The sequence below is a fragment of the Streptomyces sp. NPDC046881 genome (genome assembly GCF_040645015.1).
GTDB lineage: Bacteria > Actinomycetota > Actinomycetes > Streptomycetales > Streptomycetaceae > Streptomyces.
Genome location: NZ_JBEYXJ010000073.1, coordinates 35,176 through 44,962, shown reverse-complemented (window position 1 = coordinate 44,962; position 9,787 = coordinate 35,176). Strand labels below are relative to the sequence as shown.

General features: G+C 69.8%; 3 protein-coding genes, 1 tRNA gene and 1 rRNA gene. 4 read left to right on the top strand and 1 reads right to left on the bottom strand.

Translation table 11 applies throughout. From position 1 onward, the window contains the following. From rrf to ABZ923_RS28375, 3 genes are all read left to right on the top strand, one after another. A 5S ribosomal RNA gene (gene rrf / locus ABZ923_RS28385) occupies nucleotides 1–93 on the top strand; the annotation flags it as partial. Between the two features lie 114 nt (nucleotides 94–207). Beyond that, nucleotides 208–870, top strand: a complete 663-nt coding sequence (locus ABZ923_RS28380) for a DegT/DnrJ/EryC1/StrS family aminotransferase (RefSeq protein ID WP_361476838.1) — start codon at nucleotides 208–210, stop codon at nucleotides 868–870. Nucleotides 871–954: 84 nt separating this feature from the next. After that, nucleotides 955–1,027 (top strand) — tRNA-Thr (locus ABZ923_RS28375). 47 nt (nucleotides 1,028–1,074) lie between these two features. Here ABZ923_RS28375 and ABZ923_RS28370 read toward each other — a convergent pair. Further along, a complete protein-coding gene (locus ABZ923_RS28370) occupies nucleotides 1,075–3,834 on the bottom strand; it encodes a SpoIIE family protein phosphatase (protein WP_361476828.1) in 2,760 nt (919 codons plus the stop codon). Between the two features lie 411 nt (nucleotides 3,835–4,245). Between ABZ923_RS28370 and ABZ923_RS28365 the strand changes: the two genes are divergently transcribed. Then, a complete protein-coding gene (locus ABZ923_RS28365; protein ID WP_361476826.1) occupies nucleotides 4,246–9,708 on the top strand; it encodes a HAMP domain-containing protein in 5,463 nt (1,820 codons plus the stop codon). Nucleotides 9,709–9,787: the final 79 nt, after the last annotated feature.

Here is a 9,787-nt window from a genome sequence, read left to right as displayed (position 1 = left end):
ACGCCCGGTTACATTCCGAACCCGGAAGCTAAGCCTCACAGCGCCGATGGTACTGCAGGGGGGACCCTGTGGGAGAGTAGGACGCCGCCGAACAAATTTTGAAAAGGTCGGATCCTGAACTTCGGTTCGGGGTCCGGCCTTTTTCTGTTGTGCGTAACGTGTCGTTCACGTTGCGAGCACAGCATCCCAGACATGGGAACTGCAGCAATGCTCAGGGCCGCCGGCGTCGGAGCCGGTGACGAGGTCGTGGTACCGGCCTTCGGGAACGTCGAGGTCGCCGAGGCCGTGACCCTGGCCGGTGCCCTCCCGGTGTTCGCCGACATAGACCCGGTGACCTACTGCCTGGACCCGGACGCGGTCGAAGCGGCGATAACTGGCCGTACCGCTGCGGTCGTTGCCGTACACCGCTTCGGACGGCGTGCCGACATCGGGCGGTTGCACGCGCTCGGGCAGCGGCACGGGATGCTGGTGCTGGAACAGGGCGAGTCCGAGGCGCCGTACGACGAGACAGCGCAGCGCAGGCAGCGGGCCGCCTATCTCGACGCCAAGTTGAAGGGCGTACGGACGCCGGACGGCGGCGCCGGGCACACCTATCAGCAGTACGTCGTGCGGGTGCCGGGGAACGGCCGGCCGGACCGCGACGCCTTCGCGCGGGCCCTGCGGGCCAGGGGAGTCGAGTGCCGGGTGCCGGTGAAGACGCCCGTGCACCGGCTGCCGGAGTTCCGCCGGTACGTGTCGTTGCCGGAGACCGAGACGGCCGCCGACGAGACGCTCGCGCTGCCCGTCGACGCCACGCTCACCAAGCGGGAGATGCACCGCGTCGTGTCCGCGTGCAACGCCCTGGGCGGCCTGCTCCAGCCCGCCTTCTGACCGGGCACCGAACGAATTTGGGAACTGGGGCCTGGTCGGGGTACAGTTTCTTCGTCGCTGCGAGGGAAACCTCGAAAACGACAGGCCCCTATAGCTCAGTCGGCAGAGCGTCTCCATGGTAAGGAGAAGGTCAACGGTTCGATTCCGTTTGGGGGCTCCGACAAAAAGGCCCCACCCTTTCGGGTGGGGCCTTTTCGTGCTTCCTCACGGCTCCTTGTGGATTCCCGGGACCCGCATCGCCAGAATCGCCATGTCGTCGGAGGGGGCGTCCGAGGCGAAGCGCTCGACCGCGCGCATGATGCGTGCCGCGACCGCGCCCGCCGTCAGACCCGTGCACGTCGTGAGGACGTCGGCGAGGCCGTCGTCGCCCAGCATGCGCGTGCCCTCCCGGCGTTCGGTGACGCCGTCCGTGACGCAGAGCAGGACGTCACCCGGGTCGAGGGTGACCGTCTCCTCGTACAGCTCCAGGTCCTCGATGACGCCCAGCAGCGGCTGCGGTTCGGCGGCCGCCGTCACCGTGCCGTCCTGGCGCAGGCGCAGCGGGAGCGGATGGCCGGCGCAGACGAATTTCAGTTCGGCGCTGCCGTCCTCCTGGGGGCGCAGCTCGCCGTAGAGCAGGGTCAGGAAGCGGCTGCGGTCGCCCTCGTCGAGGATCGCGGAGTTCAGGCGCTCCAGCACGGCCGGGCCGGACAGGCCCTCGCGGGCCAGTAGGCGCAAGGCGTGCCGGGCCAGGCCGGTGACCGCCGCCGCGTTGGGGCCCGTACCGCAGACGTCGCCGATGGCGAAGCCGTACGCGCCGTTGCCGATGGGGAAGAGGTCGTAGAAGTCGCCGCCGACCTCGTTGCCCTCGCCGGCCGCGCGGTAGATGACCTCGACCTCGACGCCGTCGATCTGCGGCAGGCCCGGCGGGAGCAGACTGCGCTGGAGGGACTGGCTGATGGCCGTGCGCTCCGAGTACAGCCGGGCGTTGTCCAGGGCGAGGGCGGCCCGGCGGCTCAGGTCCTCGGCGAGTTCCAGGATCTCCTGGCGGAAGTGCTCGTCGGTGGGCTTGCCGAGGGTCAGCATGCCGATGACGCGGTTGCGGGCGACGAGCGGCAGGACCACGGTCTCGCCGCCGACCGCGGAGGCCGTGGCGAGGGTCGGGCCGATGCCGGAGGAGACCCGGTGCGTGGGGCCGCCGGCCAGGCCCAGGCTGCGCATGGAGGTGCGCAGGGCCGCCTGGTGCGCGACCTCGCCGGGGGTGGTCCAGACGCGGGCGCCGGGCGTCGGTACCGGGTCCGGCGGGGGAACCTTCGACAGCAACGACTTGATGCCGTCGATGAGTTCCTCGTCCTCGTGCAGGACGTACGACAGGTACGGCTCGGAGGCCTGGTCGGCGATGGTGTACACCGCGCACCAGGTGGCCAGCGTGGGGACCGTCATCTGGGCCATCAGGGCCAGCGTCTGGTCCCGGTCCAGGGTGCCGGCCAGCAGGTCGGAGGCCTCGACCAGGAAGCTCAGGGAGCCGCGGCGCAGCCGTTCCAGTTCGCCGAGGCGGGCCGATTCGACGGCCAGGGCGATGCGGTCGGCGGCGAACTGCAGCCGCAGCGCCTCCTCGTTGGTGTAGCGGCCGGGCGCCTCGGCGGCGACGCCGAGGGAACCGGTGAGGCGGCCCTCGACCTTCAGCGGGACGGTGACGACCGAGCGCATGCCGGTGCCGGCGAGCAGGGGTACCGCCCCGGGGACGGCGGCGAGGTCGTCGTGAACGGCGGGCATGCGGGCGGAGCCGTAGCGGCCGGGGCCGGCCTCGACGGGCACGCGCGCGAAGCGCTGGCGGGCGGAGGGCAGGCCGGTGGAGGCGCGGACCTCCAGTTCCGTCTCGTCGTCGGTGGCGAGCAGCAGGAACGCGGAGTCGCCGTCGAGCATGTCGCGGGCGCGTTCCACCGTGCGCTGGAGCAGGCCGTCGAGGTCGTCCGGGGCGGGGGAGCCGATGAACACCTCGAAGGGGTCGGTGCTCTGCCCGTCGGCGGACTGGTTCTGGTCGGAGGCCGGGACCCGGGGCGGGGACTGCAGGACGGCGCGTTCGTGGTCGCGGACCAGCAGGCAGACGGTGGACGGCTCGCCGCCGGTGTCGCGGACCCTGAGGTGGGAGGCGTACACCTGGGCCACGCGGCCGTCGGCGCCGCGGATGCCGTAGGTGCCCTCCCAGCGGGAGAGCTGGAAGGCCTCGGCGATGCCGGTGCCGGTGCCCGGGGTGTGCGGCCAGGCGGCCAGCTCGGTGAGGGGTTTGCCGATGACGTCGGCCGCGGGGTAGCCGAACAGTTCCTCAGCGTCCTCGTTCCAGGCGCTGATGCTGCCCTTGCGGTCGACCTGGAGGACGGCGACGCGGACCCGGCCGTCGGCCAGCGGCAGGAGGTCGGCGGGCAGCGCGGGGCCGGCGGCGCGGGTGCCGACCGGGCGTTCGGGCAGGTTGAGCTGGAACCAGACGTTCTTGTGGGTGGGGGTGTAGTCCACGCCCCAGCGGGTGGCCAGGGCCGCGCAGAGCTGCAGGCCGCGGCCGCCCTCGCGGTCGGGGCTGCCCATGGTCGCGACGGAGCTCTGGAGCGGTACCTCGCGCTCCGGGTAGCGGTCGGAGACCTCGACGCGCACGCCGTCCTCGGTGCGCAGGCACAGCACCTCCGCGTGCGTGCCCGCGTGGACGACGGCGTTGGTCACCAGTTCGCTGGTGAGGACGACCGCGTCGTCGACGATGTCGGCGAAGCCCCAGCCCTGGAGGGTGTCGCGGACGAAGGACCGGGCGGTCGCGACCGATCGTCCGACGGGCTCGAAACTGGCAGCCGCGCGCGCGGTGATCACAGAACTCCTCGTCCGGTCGTCTACATGCAGGGCTGCGGGGCCGGCCGGCTCGCGCCGCTGCTGCGGCATCAGCTCGCCCGTCGGCTGTGGCTCCGGGGGCTGTCCCCCGGGGATCAGTCCGGTGGTCATGGTGTCCGGCCGCCCCTCCGCTGCCCGCTCGTACTCGTGCCACCGCCCAGGCCGGTCGGACCGGTGCGGCTGGACAGCCGCATGCAAGGTTACTTACCTTCGCCGTCCGAGCGGATGCCGGTCGCAGGTGTTTACGCCCCCCGGGTGTGCGGACGATGTGCGAAGCTGCCGAACTGTTATGGCCTGGTTCGGCCGGGGTGAAACACTGGGCAAGCTTCTGATGAAGGTCGGGTCGGGCTGCGTGTGTTCCGTGTACGGCGGGCAGCAGCCTCTGGTGTGGCCGGATCTTGTCTGGCAGATATACGCAGGAGTAACCGGTACGCGGAAGTAACCGGTATGCCGATGACCGGCACGCCGGGGCCGAAGCGGCCGAGCACAGCAGTAACGGTCTACCCCTCCGGGAGGGACACAGTGGAGTCTGGCGCGGCGACGCGGGGCACGAAGACGCGCGCGAAAGGCGGACCGTCCCTGGGCAGGAGCGGCGGTACCACCGCCGTGGACACGGCTGCCCTGAACCGGCTGCTGGCGGCTCTCGTGTCGATGCGGGACGGGAACTTCCGCAAGCGGCTCACGGTGTCCGGCGACGGTGTGATGTCGGAAATCGCGGCCGTCTTCAACGAGGTGGCCGACCGGAACCTGCATCTGACCGGTGAGCTGGCGCGGGTGCGGCGCATGGTGGGGCGTGAGGGAAAACTCACGGAACGGCTGGAGACGGGGGCCTGCGAGGGCTCCTGGGCGACGGCCATCGACCACTCCAACGCGCTGGTGGACGATCTGGTCTGGCCGGTCTCCGAGGTCAGCCGGGTGCTCACGGCGGTCGCCGAGGGTGATCTGTCGCCGCGGATGGAGCTGCGGACGCAGGCGGCGGACGACGGTACGGGCCATCCGCTGCGGGGTGAGTTCCTGAAGGTCGGCCGTACCGTCAACAACCTGGTCGACCAGTTGTCGACGTTCACGGACGAGGTCACGCGCGTGGCCAGCGAGGTCGGCACCGAGGGCAAGCTCGGCGGCCAGGCCCGGGTGCGCGGTATGTCCGGTTCGTGGAAGGACCTGACCGAGTCCGTCAACACGATGGCGGACCGGTTGACCGCCCAGGTGCGGGACATCGCGCTGGTGACGACGGCGGTCGCCAAGGGCGATCTGTCCCGCAAGGTGACCGTGCACGTCGCCGGCGAGATGCTGGAGCTGAAGAACACCGTCAACACGATGGTGGACCAGCTGTCGGCCTTCTCCTCCGAGGTCACGCGGGTGGCCCGGGAGGTGGGCACCGAGGGCATCCTGGGCGGCCGGGCGCAGGTGCCCGAGGTGGCCGGCGTGTGGAAGGAGCTGACCGACTCCGTCAACACGATGGCGGGCAACCTGACGGCGCAGGTGCGCGGGATCTCGCAGGTCACTACGGCGGTCGCCAACGGTGATCTGTCGCAGAAGGTGACCGTCCCCGCGCGCGGGGAGGTCGCGCAGCTCGCCGAGACCATCAACCAGATGACCGAGACGCTGCGGATCTTCGCGGACGAGGTCACGCGGGTGGCGAACGAGGTCGGCGCGGAGGGCAGGCTCGGCGGGCAGGCGAACGTGCCGGGCGCGGCGGGTACGTGGAAGGACCTGACGGACTCCGTCAACACGGTGTTCCGGAACCTGACCACGCAGGTGCGGGACATCGCGGCCGTGACGACCGCGGTGGCCAGCGGTGACCTGTCGCAGAAGGTCACGGTGGACGTGGCCGGCGAGATGCTGGAGCTGAAGAACACCGTCAACGGGATGGTGGACCAGCTGTCGGCGTTCGGTGCCGAGGTGACGCGGGTCGCGCGGGAGATCGGTGTCGAGGGTGAGCTGGGCGGCCAGGCGCAGGTGCCGGGGGCGGCCGGTACCTGGAAGGACTTGACGGACTCCGTCAACACCGCGTTCCGCAACCTGACCGGGCAGGTGCGCAACATCGCCCAGGTGACCACGGCGGTGGCCAACGGTGACCTGTCGCAGAAGGTCACCGTGGACGTGTCCGGTGAGATGCTCCAGCTGAAGAACACCGTGAACACGATGGTGGACCAGCTGTCGAGCTTCGCGGACCAGGTCACGCGGATGGCCCGGGACGTGGGTACGGAGGGCCGGCTGGGCGGTCAGGCCCGGGTGGACGGAGTCTCCGGCACGTGGAAGGAGTTGACGGACTCCGTCAACTTCATGGCCGGCAACCTGACCTCCCAGGTGCGGCAGATCGCCCAGGTGACGACGGCGGTGGCGCGCGGTGACCTGTCGCAGAAGATCGACGTCGACGCGCGCGGCGAGATCCTCGAGCTGAAGAACACGATCAACACCATGGTCGACCAGCTGTCCGCCTTCGCCGACCAGGTGACGCGGGTCGCGCGGGACGTGGGTACGGAGGGACGGCTCGGCGGGCAGGCGCAGGTGCCCGGGGTCGCCGGTGTGTGGCGGGACCTGACCGACTCCGTGAACGGCATGGCCGGCAACCTGACGGCCCAGGTGCGCAACATCGCGCAGGTCGCCACGGCCGTGGCGCGCGGTGACCTCTCCCAGAAGATCACCGTGGACGCGCGCGGGGAGATCCTGGAGCTGAAGAACACCCTGAACACGATGGTCGACCAGCTGTCGTCGTTCGCCCAGGAGGTCACGAGGGTGGCCCGTGAGGTGGGCACGGAGGGCATCCTCGGCGGTCAGGCCGAGGTGCAGGGTGTCTCCGGCACCTGGAAGGACCTCACGCAGTCCGTGAACTTCATGGCGAACAACCTGACCATCCAGGTGCGCAACATCGCCGAGGTGACGACGGCGGTCGCCAAGGGCGACCTGTCGAAGAAGATCACTGTGGACGCGAAGGGCGAGATCCTCGAGCTCGTCACGACGGTCAACACCATGGTCGATCAGCTGTCCAGCTTCGCCGAGCAGGTGCTGCGGGTGGCCCGTGAGGTGGGTACCGAGGGCATCCTGGGCGGTCAGGCGCACGTGTCGGGCGTCACCGGCATCTGGAAGGACCTGAGCAACAACGTCAACCTGATGGCCAACAACCTGACCATGCAGGTGCGGAACATCTCCCAGGTGGCCTCGGCGGTCGCCAACGGTGACCTGACGCGTCAGGTGACGATCGAGGCGCGCGGTGAGGTCGCGCAGCTCGCCGACACCATCAACATCATGGTGAAGACGCTCAGTTCGTTCGCCGACCAGGTGACCAAGGTGGCCCGCGAGGTGGGCACGGACGGCATCCTGGGCGGCCAGGCGCACGTGCCCGGTGTGGCCGGCACCTGGAAGGACCTCACCGAGTCCGTGAACCAGATGGCGTCCAACCTGACCGGTCAGGTGCGGAACATCGCCATGGTCACCACGGCCATCGCCAAGGGTGACCTGACCAAGAAGATCGACATTGACGCCCGCGGTGAGATCCTGGAGCTGAAGACGACGATCAACACGATGGTCGATCAGCTGTCGAGCTTCGCCGAAGAGGTCACGCGCGTGGCCCGCGAGGTGGGTACGGAAGGCCAGCTGGGCGGTCAGGCACGCGTGCGGGACGTCGACGGCACCTGGCGCGACCTGACCGAGTCGGTGAACGAGATGGCCGGGAACCTGACCCGGCAGGTGCGGGCCATCGCGCGCGTGGCGACCGCGGTGACGCGCGGCGACCTGAACCTGAAGATCGACGTGGACGCGTCCGGCGAGATCCAGGAGCTGCAGGACTACATCAACAAGATGATCGCCAACCTGCGCGACACCACGATCGCCAACAAGGAGCAGGACTGGCTGAAGGGCAACCTGGCCCGGATCTCGGCCCTGATGCAGGGCCGCCGGGACCTGGAGGACGTGGCCTCGCTGATCATGAGCGAGCTGACGCCGGTGGTGTCCGCGCAGCACGGCGCGTTCTTCCTGGCGATGCCGCTGATGGAGGGCAAGGGCGTCGGCAACGGCGAGGACGACTACGAGCTGCGGATGCTGGGCTCGTACGGCTACTCGATGGGCTCCATGCCGACGTCGTTCCGGCCCGGGGAGGCACTGATCGGCACGGCCGCCCAGGAGAAGCGCACGATCCTGGTGGACCGGGCGCCCAGCGGCTACCTGAAGATCTCCTCCGGGCTCGGCGAGGCGCCGCCCGCGCAGGTGATCGTGCTGCCGGTGCTGTTCGAGGGCAAGGTGCTCGGCGTGATCGAGCTGGCGTCCTTCACGCCGTTCACGCATATCCAGAAGGACTTCCTCAACCAGATCGCCGAGATGATCGCGACCAGCGTCAACACCATCTCGGTCAACACCAAGACCGAACAGCTGCTCAAGCAGTCGCAGGAGCTGACCGAGCAGCTCCGGGAGCGGTCGGCCGAGCTGGAGAACCGGCAGAAGGCGCTGCAGGCCTCCAACGCGGAACTGGAGGAGAAGGCGGAGCTGCTGGCCCGGCAGAACCGGGACATCGAGGTGAAGAACACCGAGATCGAGGAGGCCCGGCAGGTCCTGGAGGAGCGCGCCGAGCAGCTCGCGGTCTCCATGCGCTACAAGAGCGAGTTCCTCGCCAACATGTCGCACGAGCTGCGCACCCCGCTCAACTCGCTGCTCATCCTGGCGAAGCTGCTCGCGGACAACGCCGAGGGCAACCTCTCGCCGAAGCAGGTGGAGTTCGCCGAGACCATCCACGGCGCCGGTTCCGACCTGCTCCAGCTGATCAACGACATCCTGGACCTGTCGAAGGTCGAGGCGGGCAAGATGGACGTCTCGCCGACGCGTATCGCGCTCGTCCAGCTCGTGGACTACGTCGAGGCCACCTTCCGGCCGCTGACCGCGGAGAAGGGCCTGGACCTGTCCGTACGGGTCTCCCCGGAGCTGCCGGCCACCCTGCACACCGACGAGCAGCGGCTGTTGCAGGTGCTGCGCAACCTGCTGTCCAACGCGGTGAAGTTCACCGATTCCGGGTCGGTGGAGCTGGTGATCCGGCCGGCCGGCGCGGACGTGCCGGCGGGTATCCGCGAGCAGCTGCTGGAGGCCGGTTCGCTGACGGAGCCGGGCGGGCCGCTGATCGCGTTCTCGGTGACGGACACCGGCATCGGCATCGCGGCCAGCAAGATGCGGGTGATCTTCGAGGCGTTCAAGCAGGCGGACGGCACCACGAGCCGCAAGTACGGCGGTACCGGTCTCGGCCTGTCGATCTCGCGGGAGATCGCGCAGCTGCTCGGCGGCGAGATCCACGCGCAGAGCGAACCGGGCCGCGGCTCGACGTTCACGCTGTACCTGCCGCTGCACCCGAGCGAGCTGCCGCCGCAGGGCTACCAGCAGTCCGTGCCCGCGCTGGAGGCGGGCGACCTGGTCGCGGCCTCCGAGGCGCGCCAGTCCTCGGAGCTGTCGGCGGCGGAGATCGAGACGCCGGCCGAGGTGAAGTCGTACCGGGAGACGCAGAACGGTCCCGCCGCGCTCTTCCGGCGCCGGCGCCGGAGCCTGCCGCAGGAGGTGCAGCGGTCCGAGCAGTGGACGGCCGTACCGGAGCAGGAGCGTGCGCCGCAGCAGGGCGGCGCGGTGCGGTTCGGCGGCGAGAAGGTGCTGATCGTCGACGACGACATCCGCAACGTGTTCGCGCTGACCAGCGTCCTGGAGCAGCACGGCCTGTCGGTGCTGTACGCGGAGAACGGCCGCGAGGGCATCGAGGTGCTGGAGCAGCACGACGACGTGGCGGTCGTCCTGATGGACATCATGATGCCCGAGATGGACGGGTACGCGACGACCACCGCGATCCGCAGGATGCCGCAGTTCGCGGGGCTGCCGATCATCGCGCTCACGGCGAAGGCGATGAAGGGCGACCGGGAGAAGGCGATCGAGTCGGGGGCCTCCGACTACGTCACCAAGCCGGTCGATCCCGACCACCTGCTGTCGGTGATGCGCCAGTGGATGAGGGCGGAGTGAGCGCGGCCGGCGGCGGGGCCGGGCGGGCGGCACATGCCGGGGGAACCTCCGGCGGGTGCCGGGAGTTGCTGCATGATGA

Excerpts from the sequence above, each read along its gene's own strand:
- ABZ923_RS28380 (WP_361476838.1), top strand. The coding sequence starts at position 208 with ATGCTCAGGGCCGCCGGCGTCGGAGCCGGTGACGAGGTCGTGGTACCG.
- ABZ923_RS28370 (WP_361476828.1), bottom strand. The coding sequence starts at position 3,834 with ATGACCACCGGACTGATCCCCGGGGGACAGCCCCCGGAGCCACAGCCG.